Consider the following 316-nt stretch of genomic DNA (forward strand, 5'->3'; position numbering starts at 1 on the left):
GCACTTCGCGGAGACTCTTATTTGGGCAGTTCCCCTGTATGTCAGGGACATTATCCCTTCGCTGCGCGATAGCTACTACTACGTCCTCGAAAGCTATACCACTCTCGGCGAGGGCAACGTCACTCTTCCAGACCGATGGCGTCTGCTCGGTCCTATCATCGGTATGTCGGGCCTGTTCACCTTCGGTTGGACTGGAAGCGTTCTCGTTAGCATCATGACCGATTTTGGCAAGTTCGACCGACTGCAGGCGAGGCGGGAGCGAGTGGAGGAGGGCAAGACGGAGTTGTGAGCAGGCTCGGTCTTCGCGATACGCCTG

The 316-nt window shown here is 57.3% G+C and carries 1 protein-coding gene; it reads left to right on the top strand.

The genetic code is table 11. The features are described from left to right. A partial coding sequence (locus AF337_RS35280; protein WP_193393697.1) for a two pore domain potassium channel family protein occupies positions 1 to 289 on the top strand: 289 nt, incomplete at its 5' end. Between the last annotated feature and the right edge of the window lie 27 nt (positions 290 to 316).

This window comes from Rhizobium ecuadorense (assembly GCF_001187535.1).
Taxonomy (GTDB): domain Bacteria; phylum Pseudomonadota; class Alphaproteobacteria; order Rhizobiales; family Rhizobiaceae; genus Rhizobium; species Rhizobium ecuadorense.